Raw genomic sequence first — 16,274 nt, forward strand, 5'->3', positions numbered from 1 at the left:
CTAATCCTCCTTCTTTAATTCTATGTAAGATTTGTAATTTGCAGCGTTACTGCGTAATTTTTCAAGTACCTCTACCACAAGCTCCATCTGCTCTGGCGGGATGTCCTTTGAAATATAATCGTCAACTGCAGATATTTGAGACTCTGCTGCACTGACAAAGTTTTTCCCTGCCTCTGTAACGACGATTTGTTTTTTCCTTCCATCGCCATCCACAGGCACTTTAGCGATAAAACCGCTTTTGTCCAAATACTGAATCATGTCAGCAAGTGTGGATTTTGGAAAATGAAATTTCTTTTCCAAATCCTTTTGAAATACAGGATCTTCCTGACGCTCCAGGTATCCTAACAGCCAACCATATTTCATATTGCACTGTTGTCCTTCGCTGTTGGCGATGATACCACGGCTTACAGCATTTCTGATTTCACGAGAAGCACAATCCAAAACAAAGCCCAGATGTATTCTGTTGTCAAAATCTTTTTTTATCAAAACTGTTGCTCCTTTCTTCAGTATTGTCTATAATTTGTCCGGACTCGGAATGTTCGAATCCGAATAGTCCGCTTCCGAACTAATTGTCAGTATATCACTAAAAATGTGACCAAGCAACAAAAAAAATGTGTAAGTTCAGTTAAAAATTCCTCTCGCCTTGTTTTCCGTGGTATAGTAGACAATGAACAGAATACTGCACACACAGCCTGTTCTATCAGTTATTTGGGGAGAGAAGCTATTAAAAATAAATTTAATAAGGAGCAACTTATGAGAGAACGAAGCAAAGATTTAAGAGTTAGACGTACAATCAATTCGATTCGTAGAGCTTTCTTCGAACTTGTTTTAGAGAAGAACTACAATGAAATTTCAATTACTGAGCTCACTGAGCGCGCAGGTATTAATAGAAAAACTTTCTATCTTCATTTTTCTTCACTTGATGATTTTGTAGCAGAAATTGAGGAGGAAATTGTATCAGATATCTTAGATCACATCGGCAAGAACGCCGAAGATTTTGATTTGGCCGGATGTATCACCAACTTCTATCTGTATCTTGAATCATGCAACGAGGTACAGCAGAAGTTACTTTGTGATGACCACTATTCTTTCTTCTATGAGTCTGTAACAGAGGGCGTTCTTCGCAGTGCGCCTTTTGTAAGATTCTTTGAGATGACCGATTATCCATCTATCGTACGTTCTTACACCATTTCTATCACATTTATATATAGAGACTGGCTCAAGGGCGGCAAAAAGATTCCTTTCGATGTTCTTACAGCTCAGACAAGCAAAATCATCGAAAAAGGCTACGCTGGAATTGTAAATAAACAAGATTTGATTAGAGGCTAAACCCGGGTAAAAAAAGAGGCCTGCAGATTTTTCTGCAGACCTTTTTTTTAAAGAATAAGCTTCATAGCACCGTAAATTCCGGCATCATTTCCAAGTGAAGCAAGTGTAATCTTTGTGTTCTTGCAGCCGTGGAAAGCAATCTGATTGAATCTGTACTCTACCTCATCGATAAGGTACTGACCGGCCTTTGATACGCCACCGCCGATAACGAATGCCTCTGGGTTTACGACAGCTGAAATAACCTGAAGCCCCTGTGCAAGATACTCACAAGCTCTCTTTGCTATTTCCTTAGCAACTGCATCACCCTTCTTTGCCTCATCAAATACAGCCTTTGCATCAACTGTCTCAATGTCTCTAAGTGAGCTTGCATCATCATTCTGAGCAAGTCTGATTTTTGCAAGACGAGCGATACCTGTAGCTGAACAATACTGCTCTAAGCATCCATGATTGCCGCATCCGCAAGTATTTTCTTCTGTATAATTAACTCTGATGTGACCAATCTCACCTGCTGCACCGTGAGCACCGCTGATGATATCGTCGTTGATGATAACACCACCGCCAACACCTGTTCCAAGTGTAACCATTACTGAGCTTGAGTACTCTTTTGCAGCACCCATCCATGATTCACCAAGTGCTGCAACGTTTGCATCGTTACCAGCCTTTACCTTGAGACCACCAAGACACTCTGAAAACTCTTTTTCTACGTTAAATACGCCCCAGCCTAAATTTACGCATCTATTTACCACGCCATCGCCTGATACGGGGCCAGGAATTCCTATTCCAACACCTGATACATCATCAGATGTAATGCCTTTTTCTTCCATTTTTTTGATAACAGTCTGAGCTAAATTCTTAAGAATGTTAACACCACCGTTTGTTGTGTCAGTAGGAACCTCCCACTTCTCTACGAGCTCTCCTTCTGTAGTGAAGAGACCGCATTTACATGTTGTACCGCCCAAATCAAGGCCAAATCCATATTTTGCCATCTTTTTCTTAACCCTTTCAAAAATCTTATTCTGCTATTGTAGTTATTTGAACATCAGTAGCATTTTCTGGTATCGTTCCCGGTGGAACTTCTGTTCCATCGAAAGTCTGGGTAATAACATTATAGGATGGCTGTTCTACAGGTTCTACCACTTCCCCCTCTGGATTGATTTCCTCAGGGTTTTCCTCGTCAAAGACTCCGTATGGTTCCTCCTCGCCTTCATCTTCATCCACAATTTCAAGCTCTTCCTGCTGTTCCTCAGTACCAATATATTTTACAGCTTTCTTGAAAGGAACCGGTGTCAGGTCTTTATGCACCTGTGACATATAATCCTCCCATATCTTTGCCGGATATGTGGAGCCTTTCAGTCCAGGCACTTTCTTAGGGATATCGTAGCCCACCCACACGCTTGTGGTGTAGTAGCCCGTGTATCCTACAAACCAACCATCTCTGTTGCTATTAGTTGTACCAGTTTTGCCAGCTGCGGGCATATTTCCCATGTCGATGCCCTTTGCTGTTCCTTCGACCATTACAGATTGTAGCATATCTGTCATAGTGCGTGCATCATTTTCTTTATAAACTTCTACTTCTTCATCCTCTTTTTCGTAGATAGTTTCACCTTTTGCATCCGTTATTTTTGTAATACAGGTAGGATTTCTCATATAACCATCATTGAAGATAGTCTCATACCCTTTAGCCATCTCAAGAGGACTCACCCCTACGGTCAGGCCGCCTAGACAGGCTGCCATTCCATAATCATCTTTTTCAATATGTGAAAACTCCAGTTTTTTCAGGTAATTAATACCAGTTGCAGGACCAATCTCTTCATATATCTTCCATGCTATTGTGTTCTTTGACTTTGCCACTGCTTCCCGAAGTGTTATCTCACCGGAATATCCTCCGTCCGCATTCTCCGGCCCATCTTCAATTTCCTCATCCACCACTATAGTATCAGGCGTATACCCCCTCTCGATGGCAGGTGTATATACAATCAACGGTTTTATAGCACTTCCGGGCTGTCTAAAACTTTGGAAAGCACGATTCAAAGTATATCCATTCACTTCCTGATTTCTTCCACCTACTATGGCCACCGTCATACCTGTTTTATTATCCAGGCACACTGCAGCCGCCTGAAGTGCATATATCCCTTCATCATTTAAATCTGTAAATTCCTCAAGATTGCCGTCTATGGCATTTTGAAGCAGGTTTTGCTTCCCCATATCTATTGTGGTATAAATCCTGTATCCTGAAGTAAAAAGCGATTTATTCCACTGGTCATAAGCCTCAGAATAGGCATTCTCATAATCTGTTTTTTCCGCCTCTGATGGGAAATCTGTAAGAAACTCAAACCCGTCCGCTTCCATCAACGCCCGTGTAGCGCAGTAGTATATATAAGTTTCAACATAGTCGTTCTTTTGACTCTGGCTTCTTAAAAGAGTAATAGTTTCGCTTTTTGCTTCCTTATATGTTTTTTCGCCTATCACCCCATCATCAAGCATAGCCTTTAAAATCAGGTTGCGCCTAGTGATAGTATTATCAGGATTTGCCACAGGATTATAAAAAGTAGGGCTATTTGGAATAGCAAGCAGGTAACATATCTCCGACAATGACAAATCACTGATATCCTTACTGAAATATCCCTTTGCCGCTGCCTCGATGCCATAATATCCATTAGCGAAATACACGTTATTCAGATAAAATTCCAAAATCTGATCTTTGGAATATTTTTTCTCAAGCTCTGAGGCTATGTAAATTTCCTCAACCTTTCTCCGCCATGTTTTTTCTCTACTCAAAAATATTGTTCTGGCCAGCTGCTGGGTAATGGTACTTCCGCCCTGAGTGATTTCCTTATCTTTCCAATAGGCATAAAGAGCCCTCACAATGGCCTTATAATCCACACCATTATGCTGGTAAAATTTTTTATCTTCTATAGAAGTAATCGCCTGAGTAACGTAGGTTGGAATCTGGTTGAAACTTAAATAATAGACATCCTTTTCACCCTTTAACACAGAAATCATCTGGCCATTTGCCGCATATACTTCACTGGTTTCTATCTGTCTAAAAGTATCAGGGCTAGAATGCCGCACGATATCTACAGCCTCCGTCTTAAGCCTGGAGACCTCCGCAGCATAACCACTCACGTAATAGAATGTGACTCCCGCCACAAGAATGAGCAGCAACACAATTTGAATTTTAATCATCCTAAGGATTTTCCTATCCCTAGACTTAGTTTTTTGCACGGTTCCACTCATACTCCCATTGTAAACAATTGCCATTTTCTCCTCAATACACGCCACATTTTCACCACAATTTTTTCACTGTCCATAATCGTATTTCAAATTATCGTGCTTTTGTTATCTGCACAGACACTCTATACATTTCGGGAATACTTCCCCGGTCTGGTGGCAGGATATGCAGGCGATTTTGGAATGAACCTAGTGAAAATGGTAAGTGAGTTTTGCAAGTTTGGGCAGACCGAGCCATGGACGGCGAGGTCAAGGAGATGCTGAGCACGGATGCGAATATCGACTGGTGCCCAAACTTTCGAAAGTCACTTGCCAATTTTCACTTGGTGAATGGAGTATGAGCCTGCATATCCTGCCACCAGGCCGGGGAAGTATTTTGCATTCCTTGGATGTGTCTGTGGTGAATTTCCAAACGTAACTTCCTTGTCTAATTTTCAATTAAAATTTGCTTACTTACCGAAATAACCTTGTATTTAAGGCGTTAGAGAATTATATTATAAAGAGTTGATAAAGTCTCAAATTAGGTTTATTTGAGGTATAACAGTTTTGTTTAGGGAGGTTTAACGTGGATAAAGAGAAATTAGGCGTTACCAAAAATGGCGAAGATATTATTGCCTACACATTAGTAAATAAAAATGGTATGCAGGCCAAAATCATGAACTTTGGTTGCAACCTGCTTGAACTTTGGGTTCCAGACAAGGAAGGCGTTCTTTCAGATGTGGTTCTTGGATACGATAAAATTGAAGATTATTTTATAAATAGCCCAAGCTTCGGCTGCTGCATCTGCCCTTATGGAAACCGTATCGGTGATTCTAAGTTTACACTCAACGGTGTAGAGTATCAGCTTGATGCCAACGATGGCAAAAACAACCTTCACTCAGGTTTCAATCCTATGCATAGACGCATTTGGGATGTAGAGTCAGTTGATGATAGCCACATCACATTCACATGCCACAAAGCTGATGGTGAATGCGGTTTCCCAGGAGAGATGGATATCACTATCACTTATACTCTTTCTGATGACAATGCTCTAAAGCTTGAGTATTCAGGGCTTTCAGATGTTGATACTGTGTTCAACCCAACCAACCACAGCTACTTCAATTTGAACGGACACGACTCAGGAAGCGTTATGAACCACATCGTTTGGATTGATGCTGACAGATATACTCACACAGATTCTGAATCTATTCCACATGGCGAATGTCGTGAAGTTAAGGGCACTCCAATGGATTTCACAACTCCAAAGCCTCTTAGCCAGGATACTGAAGCAGATTACGACCAGCTTAACTGGGCAGGTGGTTTTGACCACAATTACTGCTTAAATGATCCTTCTTTAGACAAGCCATCTTGTACACTTGAAGATCCCGAGAGCGGCAGAAAGATGGAGGTTTACACTGATTTGCCTGGTGTGCAGCTTTATGCTGGAAACTACCTTGATAATAGCCATATTGGCAAGGGTGAATTCCCTTACGATAGAAGATTTGGTGTATGTTTCGAGTCACAATTCTTCCCAAATGCCGTAAATGTGCCTGAATTTGCACAGCCAATTGCCAAAGCGGGGCAAAAAGTTCACTCAACAACTATCTACAAATTCATCTAATACCAAAAAAGACATCGTCCAACTAAGACGATGTCTTTTTGTTTACCTGTAAATCAATGTGGAAGGTACACCCCACTATTCAAATCTAGCCTTCAATGCCTCCACAACTTTACCAAACTGCATAAAATGTGAAGCCTTTACCAAAATAGTATCTCCACTTCTAACAATTGGTAATAAATCCGAAAGCATAGAGTCCACATCACTATAATGATGTGCCATACAAGAACTGTTCTTCTGGTTCAAAGATTTATTAATTTCTTCAGACAACTCACCTGCTGTAAATACGTAACCGATGTGATTGTCCTCAAGAGCCTGTCCTATCTCGTAGTGGAGATTTTTCTCATCTACTCCAAGCTCGCCCATATCACCAAGTACTGCAATTGTGCGTCCTGCAGCTCTGCCAAGCACCTCAATTGAAGCCTTCATTGAAACAGGATTTGCATTGTAGCAATCATCAATAATGGTAATGCCACGCACTGTGATGACATTATTACGACCTGCGATTGTGCCTGCACTTTCAAGCCCTTTTTTGATATCCTCCTTTGAAAGTCCAAGTTCGTTTCCAACTGCTGCTGCAGCAAGGGCGTTAGCCACGTTATGATTTCCAGGAAGAGGAATAGTAACGTCGATTTTTTCGCTATTAATGCTAATCACAGCCTTTGTAGCAGAAATTCCATCAGCCGCAACATCTGTCGCACTGATTTCCTGACCATTTAAGCCATAGAATACCTTTTTAAGACCAAGTGTATCCGCACCTGCTAGCTTGTCATCGTCACCATTTAATATAACTGTGCCACCTTCTGGCATGTGCTCAAACACTTCAGTTTTAGCCTTTAAAATACCATCTCTGTCCTTAAGGAATTCAAGATGACACTGGCCGATATTAGTCATAACCACCATGTCAGGCTTTGCAATATCTCCAAGGCGATGCATCTCTCCGAAATCAGAAATACCCATCTCCACAACAGCCACCTGATGCTCAGCCTTAATGCGGCAAATGGTCAGTGGCAAGCCTATCTCGTTATTGAAGTTTCCTTCTGTCTTAAGCACATTAAATTTTGTGGAAAGCACCGATGTAATCATCTCTTTAGTGCTTGTCTTTCCCACACTGCCGATTACACCTACAACAGGGATTGTAAGTTCCATCCTATATGCTGTCGCAATCTGCTTTAGTGCTATTTTTGTGTCCTTAACGATGATATATGGGCCTGAACATTTTTCCAGCTCATGCTCAGCCAATGAAGCAAGTGCCCCCTTTGAAAAGGCATCCTCAATAAAATCGTGACCGTCCACTCTGGCACCCACCATAGGTATGAAAAGAAAATCCTTTTCCACCTTGCGGTTGTCATTTACGGCTCCCATTATTTCTTTATCCTTCAGTGCCTCGCTGCCCTCCGGCAAAATCAGCTTGCCTTCAACAACCTGAGCCACCCTGCTAAGTGTCATGTTTTTCATATATTTCTTCTCTCTAAACCAATTCCCATCGAGTTTCTATGATTAAATAGCACCACCGAAACTCACTTAAAACTATGCGTACTTCTTTAATGAAACCTCTATCAGATGTTCACACAAATCCTCAAAATTCATGCCTGTCACTCCTGCTTCCTGTGGTAAAAGGCTTGTAGGAGTCATGCCAGGAAGTGTGTTTGCCTCCAGGCAGTAGATGTTTTCATTTTCATCCATAAGGAAATCCATACGTGCATAGGTTGTAAGTCCAAGTGCCTTAAACGCTATCTCAGCGTACTTCTGCATTTCCTTTGTGGCCTTTTCGCTAATTTCTGCTGGGCAGGTCTCAACTGCAGAGCCTGCTGCATATTTATTCTTATAATCGTAAAATCCCTGCTTTGGAGCGATTTCAATGATAGGAAGTGCCTTGTACTCGATTACACCATCAGAAAACTCACGTCCAGAGATGAATGCTTCCACAACTACCTCATCTTCCCACTCAAAAGCTGCATCTAGAGCTGCGTCAAAATCAGCTGGATCATTTACGATTGTAACACCGATAGATGAGCCGCCACAGTTTGGCTTAACGATGCATGGGAATTTATCAAACTTAAAGCCTGCACGGTTTTCTTTTTTAAGAGAAACACCCTCTGGTACTGGAACACCGGCATTTTTTATTACTTCCTTTGTCATCTGCTTGTCCATGGCGATTGCGCTTGAAAGATAATCATTTCCAGTATATTTGATTCCGTACAAATCAAATGCAGCCTGAACCTTTCCACTTTCGCCATCACCACCATGAAGTGCCATGAAAACAATATCTGCCATCTGGCAAATCTTGATTACATTTGGGCCAAAGAAGCTAGGACTCTTGTCCGCTCTGCTTGCAATAATCGCATCTATATCAGGAGCCTCAGTCGGAATATCATTTACAACTACTGAATTCTCCTCGCTTTTTTCAAATATATCAGTTACATCACATTCCGCGTCAGAATAGCCCATAAATACATCAAGAACCAGTGCATTATGGCCTCTGTTTCTAAGGGCCTTTGCAACCATTGTTCCAGATTTAAATGAAACGTCTCTCTCAGAGCTTAATCCGCCTGCTAATACAACAATATTCATTATAATTTCCTCCTACGATAACTATTCTTCTCATGTACCGTAAAATGACCTTTAATCAACGTGGTGAACCACATATGAAATATCATAGAATAGTTACACTCCTGATGTAATATAGACTTTTTTACGCGAAATTACAAGCCTTTAGGGACTACATATATGTCCTAATTCTATACTCTCCGTACATATGCCTCATGAGATTTCCTGTAGCTGTTAAAAACTCCCCTACAAGCCTTGCACCTTTCTCATCTCCTAATGTTCTACACACTTCTTCCTGAACGGTTAGGGAATCGAAAAATGTACGTGTATCATTATTATTTATATAGACGTTAAATACATATCCCAGGCATTCGTGCATAGTGTCGTAGTCCTCCTTTATAAGGCATGCTTTTGCTAATATGGCTGATATCTGCATGTACTTTTCCTTTATAAATGGGCTTCTTTTATCCATCCTATTTGCCATCAGCCCTTTTAATATCATTTCTCCATCTTCCCGATTCCCTTTAAGTATATTTGCCTCGCCAATCATCAGTAATATTTCATATTCAATTTGAGATAGCTTCATTCTGGAAATATCACAAATTTTTGGCATGGGTCTTCTGATTTCAAATATCTTTACAATCTCACTTAAGAACTCATCCACCGTCATTCCAGATTTTCTTCTCATAGCCAGATATGCCAACACGAAATACTGGCTGTTTTCCTTATCTGATTTTTTATCATCTTCCATATATTTGCAAAAACGCTCCAGCGCTCTTTCAATTTCTTCAAGCCTTCCCCGCTTTATTGCTATTAAAAGCTCTTTCCTTGCATTTCTGAATTCAAACACCTCATCCAGATCCAGCTCATCATATATAATCCCATACTCCTCACAAACTCTGTTTATTTCCATAAACAGTTTTTTACTGGGAAGCTCGTGCCCGTTTTCAATTCTCGAAATCGTCTCCCAGGCACAATTTACCATTTCTGCCAGTTCCTGTTGCGTTAATCCCATGTTTTTTCTCAACCAGCTAATGTATTTTCCATATTCAATCTGATTCATAAAAAATACCTCCTACTGATATAACTAAGGCCTACGCTCTTAATTACTATTTATCAGTAAGAGGTTAAAAATCATTGTATATTCTATTATTTATTCACGAATTTTTAGAATTCTGGCTCAATTAAACCATATGCTCCATTCTTTCTCTTGTATACCACATTGATTTCGTCTGTATCAGCATTTCTAAACATAAAGAAATCATGACCAAGCATTTCCATTTCAAGGCATGCATCCTCAGCATACATTGGCTTCATATCAAATTTCTTTGTACGGATAATCTGAATCTTATCGTCATCATCTATTTTCTCTTCGATGAAATCCTGTGCAAAAATAGTTCTTGAATCAGACTGCTTTTTGTCGATAATCTTGTTTCTGTGCTTCTTGAGCTGTGCCTCCAATGTATTTGTAACAGCCTCAATAGAAGCATACATATCAGATGTAACTTCCTCAGCACGTAAATAACTTCCCTTCATTGGGATTGTAACTTCAATTTTCTGACGATCCTTTTCTACGTCAAGTGTGATGATTGCTTCTGTGTCCTTATTAAAATATTTGTCTAATTTCTTAAAACGCTCCTCCACCGCGTCCTTAAGTCCCTGGGTTAATTCGATGTTCTTTCCTGTAATTGTTGTTTTCATGATGTCTACCGCCTTTACCAAAGAATTTAATAAACCCCTCAAATATTTATTAATTTAAGGTTTTGATTTATCATGTAACTAGTATATCAAGAGATTTGAAAAACCACAATATATTATCTGATAATTAATAATTTGTTAATATTTTGTGTACACTTTTTAATTTTATTCAATAGGAGTTTCAGATGAAAAAAACAGCATTAATCACTGGCGCCAGCCGCGGTATAGGAAAAGCTATCGCAACTGCACTTGCCAAAGAAGGCTATCACCTTGCACTTTTCTGTCATAATAATTTTGAGTTACTGGAAGATTTAGCGAAACAGCTAAATTCAGAATATAAAATAGAGGTTTACACCTACTGTGGAGACATTTCTGATTATGAATTTACCATGACCTCCTGCGAGGATGCCCTGAAAAAGTTAGAACATATTGATGTTCTTGTAAATAACGCAGGCAAAGCTTCCATCGGTCTACTTACAGATATGACCGCCATGGACTGGAATAGCATGGTTGGAACCAACCTTTCTTCTTTATTTTATACTTCCAAAGTTATTATTCCTGATATGGTGGCCCGTAAATCCGGTAATATCGTCAATATCAGCTCAATGTGGGGAAATGTAGGTGCCAGCTGTGAAGTTTGTTATTCATCCACAAAAGGCGGCGTAAACGCCTTCACAAAAGCCCTAGCCAAGGAACTTGGCCCTAACAATATCTCTGTTAACGCTATTGCCTGTGGTGTAGTTGATACTGATATGAATGGAATGTTATCCGATGAAGAAAAGCAAGAACTATCTGATGAAATTCCGGTAGGACGCTTCTGTGCTCCCGAGGAAATTGCCGAAATAGTTCTTGGCATAATAAATGCCCCATCATACATGACGGGGCAAATAATTGGTGTTGATGGCGGCTATATTTAAGCCGCCTTTTATTAAATCTTTTATTAGATGAATTCCTTAATCTGCTTGTAGATACCTGCAGCATCAAGCTCATACTTCTCAAGAAGCTTTACAGCTGGGCCTGACTCGCCAAATGTATCCTTTACACCGATGCGAAGCATCTTTGTAGGGCACTTTTCAGAAAGAACTTCTGCAACTGCTCCACCGAGACCACCGATTACTGAGTGCTCTTCAACTGTAACAACCTTGCCAGTCTTTGAAGCGCTCTTTACGATGAGATCTGCATCGATAGGCTTAATTGTGTGGATGTTAATAACCTCTGCATCAATACCATCCTCTGCTAACTTCTTTGCAGCTTCAAGTGACTCGTTAACCTCAAGACCTGTAGCGACGATTGTAAGATCCTTGCCTTCTTTAAGAACAACGCCCTTACCAATCTCAAACTTGTAATCAGCATTGTCGTTGATTACAGGTACTGCAAGACGGCCAAATCTAAGATAAACTGGGCCATCCATCTTGTAAGCAGCCTCAACAGCAGCCTTTGCCTCTACATCATCAGAAGGATTGATGATTGTCATGCCTGGGATTGTACGCATAAGTGCGATATCCTCGTTACACTGATGTGAAGCACCGTCCTCACCTACTGAAATACCAGCATGTGTAGCACCAATCTTTACATTAAGATGTGGATATCCAACTGAGTTTCTCACCTGCTCAAATGCACGTCCAGCTGCGAACATAGCAAATGAAGAGCAGAATGGAACCTTTCCTGTGCTGGCAAGACCAGCTGCAATACCTACCATGTTTGACTCAGCGATACCGCAATCAATGTGGCGCTCTGGAAATGCCTTCTTAAAAATACCTGTCTTTGTAGCCTCTGCAAGGTCTGCATCAAGAACTACTACATTGTCATATTTCTCACCTAAAGCAACAAGTGCGTTACCGTAGCTTTCACGAGTTGCAATCTTCTTAACGTCTGCCATTCTTACTCACCTGCTTTCTCTAATTCTTCCATTGCAATCTTGTACTCTTCGTCGTTAGGAGCCTTTCCGTGCCATCCTACCTGGTTCTCCATGAATGATACGCCCTTGCCCTTAACTGTCTTCATAATGATTGCTGTAGGCTGTCCCTTTGTCTCTCTAGCCTCTTTGAAAGCAGCGCGAAGCTGTTCAAAATCATTTCCATCAGCAACTTCTACCACGTGGAAGTTGAATGCTCTAAACTTATCTGGAATAGGATATGGGCTGTTTACATCCTCGATACGTCCGTCAATCTGAAGACCATTGTTATCAACGATTACGCAAAGATTGTCAAGCTTCTTTGCTGCTGCAAACATAGATGCTTCCCATACCTGACCTTCCTGGATCTCACCGTCTCCAAGAAGTGTATATACTCTATAGCTTTCGTTTGAAAGCTTTGCTGAAAGAGCCATTCCAACTGCAACTGAAATACCCTGTCCAAGGGAACCTGATGATGCATCAATACCTGGTGTGTGCTGTACACATGGATGTCCCTGAAGATGTGAACCAATGTGACGAAGTGTCTTTAAATCCTCAACTGGGAAGAATCCTCTCTGTGCAAGTGTTGAATAAAGACCTGGTGCTGTGTGTCCCTTTGAAAGTACAAATCTGTCACGATCTGCCTTCTTTGGATCCTTTGGATCGATGTTCATCTCCTCAAAGTAAAGGTATGTAAATACCTCTGTTGCTGATAAAGATCCGCCTGGATGTCCAGCTTTTGCTGCATGAACACCTTCAATGATACCCTTGCGGACTTCAGTAGCTGTTTTCTTAAGCTCTTGATTTGTCATTTTTCTCCTCCTAAATACTCTATCTTTATCTCATTTCATCAAGTGTAATTAGCATGATATTCTTGATTGCTGATGAAATGGTAATAGCATTTTCATGGAACCCGGCATTTGCAAACACAAGATAAAAGGCATCTCCCTGTCTGTGTAGCTGCTTTGTCTTTTCTATAAGTACTTTCAGCTGAGCTACCTCGATAGGCTCGTTATTATAGTAGCACTGGGCAAAAATAGTGGCTGACTTACCCTCGCATTTACCGAGAGATACCAGGTCGAAACCATCTGTAGTACCGGCTTCTTCATCATTTACCCACCAGTTTCCAATTTCTTCCACTGTAAATGGCAGAAGATTCTTGTCGCTTTGTTCCCTAAGATATTCCGCACAAATCTTTATGAATACTGTTTCCATGTATTCGTCCATTGAAGCTTCTACTTTGCTCCACAGGCTGTCAATATTTCCTGATACATAATCCTCATAATTAGGAACAACTATCTTGTACCAGAACAACGTGCTTGTATTAACTATGGAATATCTGGTCTTTTTTCTATTTGTAATCTCTGTAATGGCGGTATCCTTTGTACAGATATCTATTGCCATCAAAGAGTTAAGATATGGCACAACCACATCCTTTGGCTTTTCAACCTCAGCAGATATTTGATTTACTCTGTTGATTCCCTTTGCCAATGTAGTAAGCATATAGTTGTAATATGCAAGTTCTCTGAGTTCTGTGGCCATGACATTTTCTGGATTAAGGCCAACGCTCATATTTTTATCTAAAAACAGTCTAGCTGTAATATCCTTAAGCTTATTACCATCTGACGCTGGCGCAAGTCCATACTTTTCATATCCTGGCACTTTAAGCATATTAGCCACGCGCACCAGATTGTAAGGAATACCGCCTGTAATGCCATACAAATATGCGGCTTCCCTAGGGCTGGCATCAGCAAAAAACTCACATGACTCATAAAATCCCAGTGGATTTACCACTAAATCGAGACTTATATTATTTTTCCAGATTGCTTTTTTACCCTTAACATATTTATCTATTAAAACAAATGCGTCTGAGCAAAAAATAAGCTTTACTGGAAGACTCTTCCATTCACCAATCACATAAGAATATAAAAGCTTATCAAAATCAGGATCCGCTTTAACAAAATTTTGATATTGATCAATAATGATAAGTATCTTTTCTTTTGACGCTTTTTCTGTAATTTCCTTACAGAATCTTTCGGCATCAATATTTTCAATTGACATCAGCTTTCCTAACCTCTCTAGCTGATGTTTACCTGTGGTTTCGTATGCATCAAAGAATATTGCATTCTTTTCTTTTGCAAACTCCTGTAAAAGAGTTGTTTTACCCACACCAATTGATCCGGAAACTACTGCAACCCCCGCAGTGTCCCCCTCGAAAAACCCATTTAGACTTTGTATCTCATCTCTTCTTCCAATTAACATAACACCTCTCCTTTACACGATTTACTAGCGTGTAATTCTATGGTATCACGTTTCAACTATCAAAGCAATAAATTGCAAAATATGAGCTTTATTTTTGGTTATTCTAAATTATTTTAGATATTTATCTATCAACCATTACTTACTTTAGCATTATCTTATAAATTAATCAACAATGTCTTCTCTTTTTTTACCTAATAGCGGTTAAAAAAATGTCTTACACAGCTCTCACTTCACTATCTTTTTCGATTTTTCTATATCTAGTGTGATATAATCTATATATAGTATTTTTAAAACCATAATTATTATTACAGAGGTAATGCTTATGCCTGGTTTTATTACTCATCTCATCTTTGGAGAACAAACTCAATCTTTTATTGATTCCAAACAAACAAATACCATTATCGAAAACCATCATACATGCTTTGCTCTGGGCCTACAGGGACCAGATATATTCTTTTACCATATTCCAGCATATATTTTTTATAAACAAAATATTGGAAATGTAATGCATAATCAGAACGTTATGCTTTTTTTCGAAAATCTTATTAATGCAAGAAATTCCTTTGAAGATAATCATGACCGCAAGATTTGCGATGCATATATTATAGGCTTCATTGGCCACTATTCATTAGATGTTACTTGTCATCCATATATTTATTTCAAAAGTAATCATTTCAGCAATTTGAAACGGGGTAAATCATATGATTTTGGGAAACATGTATCCTTAGAAACAGATATAGATCATCTCATTCTTCAGCATTATAAAAAGATTTTACCTAGTCAATTTGATTACGGCGCAGCTGTTGAACCTTCTACACATGAAAAAGAAGTAATTGCTGAATTATTATATAAATCAATAAATCTTACATATATAGATAATACAGTTCATCATGGAACCGTCCAGCACGCTATAAATTCTTTTATTAAATTAAATCGACTCATGAATGACCCTACTGGTAAGAAAAAACATACAGTTAGAAAGATAGAACAAATTTTATTTAAGCATTGTGTTATTTCAGCCATGATACCCAGTGACAAGAAAATCAAGTATACAGATCCATGTAATGAAGCACATAACAGTTGGTACAACCCTTGGTATCCAGCACTTTTACGTTCAGAAAGCATTTATGATCTAATGAATAAGACAATGCCAATATATTTAGCGAGAATAGAGTTATACATGAAAGCCTGCGGGTACGAGATTAATACCGAAAACATATTGGATTCATTTGAAGAAACTAAAACATATCTACATTATAGAAATAAACTGTTATCTAATTTGAGTGATGTTAGTTATACTAAAGGACTGCCAATACAATAAAAAAGCTTCAGGAGCTAATCCTGAAGCTTTAAATAATAAAAGTGCCCAGAGTCGGAATCGAACCAACGACACGAGGATTTTCAGTCCTCTGCTCTACCAACTGAGCTATCTGGGCACATAGTTGCGGGAGATGGATTTGAACCACCGACCTCCGGGTTATGAGCCCGGCGAGCTTCCAGACTGCTCCATCCCGCGATAGTAATAAAAAAGATGGGCGGTGGTGGATTCGAACCACCGAAGCAATTTGCAGCAGATTTACAGTCTGTCCCCTTTGGCCACTCGGGAAACCGCCCATGATATAAATTATTCAATTAAATGGGACCTACAGGGCTCGAACCTGTGACCCTCTGCTTGTAAGGCAGATGCTCTCCCAGCTGAGCTAAGATCCCAAG

The 16,274-nt window shown here is 39.8% G+C and carries 14 protein-coding genes and 4 tRNA genes; 4 read left to right on the top strand and 14 right to left on the bottom strand.

The features are described 5' to 3' along the window. Positions 1 to 486, bottom strand: a complete 486-nt coding sequence (locus BLV53_RS14635; protein WP_090302219.1) for a MarR family winged helix-turn-helix transcriptional regulator — start codon at positions 484 to 486, stop codon at positions 1 to 3. A 267-nt stretch (positions 487 to 753) separates the two neighbouring features. Between BLV53_RS14635 and BLV53_RS14640 the strand changes: the two genes are divergently transcribed. Further along, positions 754 to 1,329: a TetR/AcrR family transcriptional regulator gene (locus tag BLV53_RS14640; RefSeq protein ID WP_090302221.1), complete on the top strand. Its 576-nt coding sequence runs from the start codon at positions 754 to 756 to the stop codon at positions 1,327 to 1,329. A gap of 47 nt (positions 1,330 to 1,376) precedes the next feature. On the opposite strand, the gene BLV53_RS14645 is transcribed toward BLV53_RS14640, so the two are convergent. After that, complete coding sequence (locus BLV53_RS14645; protein WP_090302223.1) at positions 1,377 to 2,315, bottom strand: ROK family glucokinase; 939 nt, start codon at positions 2,313 to 2,315, stop codon at positions 1,377 to 1,379. A 25-nt stretch (positions 2,316 to 2,340) separates the two neighbouring features. Next, positions 2,341 to 4,515 (bottom strand): transglycosylase domain-containing protein, encoded by a 2,175-nt coding sequence (locus BLV53_RS14650; protein WP_242879117.1) that lies wholly within the window; start codon positions 4,513 to 4,515, stop codon positions 2,341 to 2,343. Between the two features lie 610 nt (positions 4,516 to 5,125). Here BLV53_RS14650 and BLV53_RS14655 point away from each other — a divergent pair. After that, complete coding sequence (locus BLV53_RS14655) at positions 5,126 to 6,160, top strand: aldose epimerase family protein (RefSeq protein ID WP_090302224.1); 1,035 nt, start codon at positions 5,126 to 5,128, stop codon at positions 6,158 to 6,160. A 75-nt stretch (positions 6,161 to 6,235) separates the two neighbouring features. On the opposite strand, the gene BLV53_RS14660 is transcribed toward BLV53_RS14655, so the two are convergent. The 4 genes from BLV53_RS14660 to hpf form a co-directional block, all read right to left on the bottom strand. Next, positions 6,236 to 7,615: a UDP-N-acetylmuramoyl-tripeptide--D-alanyl-D-alanine ligase gene (locus BLV53_RS14660; RefSeq protein WP_090302225.1), complete on the bottom strand. Its 1,380-nt coding sequence runs from the start codon at positions 7,613 to 7,615 to the stop codon at positions 6,236 to 6,238. A gap of 72 nt (positions 7,616 to 7,687) precedes the next feature. Further along, entirely contained in the window at positions 7,688 to 8,731 is a 1,044-nt protein-coding gene (locus BLV53_RS14665; protein ID WP_090302227.1) for a D-alanine--D-alanine ligase family protein, read from the bottom strand. A 148-nt stretch (positions 8,732 to 8,879) separates the two neighbouring features. Next, positions 8,880 to 9,770: a helix-turn-helix domain-containing protein gene (locus BLV53_RS14670; protein WP_090302229.1), complete on the bottom strand. Its 891-nt coding sequence runs from the start codon at positions 9,768 to 9,770 to the stop codon at positions 8,880 to 8,882. A 104-nt stretch (positions 9,771 to 9,874) separates the two neighbouring features. Next, positions 9,875 to 10,408 carry a ribosome hibernation-promoting factor, HPF/YfiA family gene (hpf, locus tag BLV53_RS14675; RefSeq protein WP_090302230.1) on the bottom strand — a complete coding sequence of 178 codons (534 nt, stop codon included), beginning with the start codon at positions 10,406 to 10,408 and terminating at the stop codon, positions 9,875 to 9,877. Positions 10,409 to 10,590: 182 nt separating this feature from the next. Here hpf and ymfI point away from each other — a divergent pair, with 182 nt between their 5' ends. Beyond that, positions 10,591 to 11,322 carry an elongation factor P 5-aminopentanone reductase gene (ymfI, locus tag BLV53_RS14680; protein WP_090302232.1) on the top strand — a complete coding sequence of 244 codons (732 nt, stop codon included), beginning with the start codon at positions 10,591 to 10,593 and terminating at the stop codon, positions 11,320 to 11,322. A gap of 23 nt (positions 11,323 to 11,345) precedes the next feature. On the opposite strand, the gene BLV53_RS14685 is transcribed toward ymfI, so the two are convergent. Genes BLV53_RS14685 through BLV53_RS14695 form a run of 3 tightly spaced genes read right to left on the bottom strand, consistent with a single transcriptional unit; the run spans position 11,346 to position 14,561 of the window. Beyond that, positions 11,346 to 12,284, bottom strand: coding sequence for a transketolase family protein (locus BLV53_RS14685; RefSeq protein ID WP_090302234.1), 939 nt, complete (start codon positions 12,282 to 12,284; stop codon positions 11,346 to 11,348). A 2-nt stretch (positions 12,285 to 12,286) separates the two neighbouring features. Continuing rightward, entirely contained in the window at positions 12,287 to 13,111 is an 825-nt protein-coding gene (locus tag BLV53_RS14690) for a transketolase (RefSeq protein ID WP_090302236.1), read from the bottom strand. Between the two features lie 25 nt (positions 13,112 to 13,136). Beyond that, positions 13,137 to 14,561 carry an ATP-binding protein gene (locus tag BLV53_RS14695; RefSeq protein ID WP_090302238.1) on the bottom strand — a complete coding sequence of 475 codons (1,425 nt, stop codon included), beginning with the start codon at positions 14,559 to 14,561 and terminating at the stop codon, positions 13,137 to 13,139. A gap of 322 nt (positions 14,562 to 14,883) precedes the next feature. On the opposite strand from BLV53_RS14695, the gene BLV53_RS14700 reads away from it, so the two are divergent. After that, positions 14,884 to 15,882 (top strand): zinc dependent phospholipase C family protein, encoded by a 999-nt coding sequence (locus BLV53_RS14700; protein WP_170830894.1) that lies wholly within the window; start codon positions 14,884 to 14,886, stop codon positions 15,880 to 15,882. A 42-nt stretch (positions 15,883 to 15,924) separates the two neighbouring features. Here the strand turns inward: BLV53_RS14700 and BLV53_RS14705 are convergent. The 4 genes from BLV53_RS14705 to BLV53_RS14720 all read right to left on the bottom strand — a co-directional run bounded on the left by BLV53_RS14705 (position 15,925) and on the right by BLV53_RS14720 (position 16,271). Next, positions 15,925 to 15,997, bottom strand: a tRNA-Phe gene (locus BLV53_RS14705). A 6-nt stretch (positions 15,998 to 16,003) separates the two neighbouring features. Further along, positions 16,004 to 16,077: transfer RNA gene (locus BLV53_RS14710), tRNA-Met, on the bottom strand. Between the two features lie 16 nt (positions 16,078 to 16,093). Further along, positions 16,094 to 16,175: transfer RNA gene (locus BLV53_RS14715), tRNA-Tyr, on the bottom strand. Between the two features lie 23 nt (positions 16,176 to 16,198). Continuing rightward, positions 16,199 to 16,271 (bottom strand) — tRNA-Val (locus BLV53_RS14720). Between the last annotated feature and the right edge of the window lie 3 nt (positions 16,272 to 16,274).

The organism is Pseudobutyrivibrio sp. ACV-2 (assembly GCF_900107545.1).
Lineage (GTDB): Bacteria > Bacillota > Clostridia > Lachnospirales > Lachnospiraceae > Pseudobutyrivibrio.